Genomic DNA, 479 nt, shown 5'->3' with positions numbered 1-479 from the left:
ACCGGAATTGACCTGATTGGAGCTGCCCAGATAACGCTCACCCACACGCTGTTGCAGTGTCGGCAGCTTGTTCAGAGCCTGCAGCGTCGAGCCATAGGATTCATAGATCGGGGCCGCAGCGCTGTAACGGCCCGGATTAGGACCAGGGTTAGGGCCTGGAGGACAGGTATTGGTCTTCTCGCAATCCGGATCGACCGGATTGACAGGATTGGCATTGTCCTTCTTGCTGACCAGATACCAGTTGCCGTCATTTGGCGTATTGGTTCCGCCTTTTTGCAGCGTATAGGCATAGGCCGAGTCGGTCATAATGGCCTGCTTGCCGTCTTTGGTGACATAATCACCATTGAGCGTGAACAGACCATCAGAGTTCCCCCCCACGGAGATGATCTCGATGCCGTTATTGGTTTTAGCGCCAAAACCGTGACGGTTGGTGATGTCGACTTTGGAAGTGCCGGCTGTGTTGCCACTGACATTCATCC

General features: G+C 54.5%; 1 protein-coding gene. It reads right to left on the bottom strand.

Annotated features, from left to right (window positions below; translation table 11 throughout):
- The coding region (locus tag ABE530_RS19695; protein WP_499695733.1) for an autotransporter outer membrane beta-barrel domain-containing protein at positions 1-479 on the bottom strand (479 nt) is incomplete at both ends.

Origin of the sequence: Brucella sp. TWI559 (assembly GCF_039674265.1) — a bacterium.
Taxonomy (GTDB): domain Bacteria; phylum Pseudomonadota; class Alphaproteobacteria; order Rhizobiales; family Rhizobiaceae; genus Brucella; species Brucella chromiisoli.
This window is presented reverse-complemented; position numbering and strand designations above follow the sequence as displayed.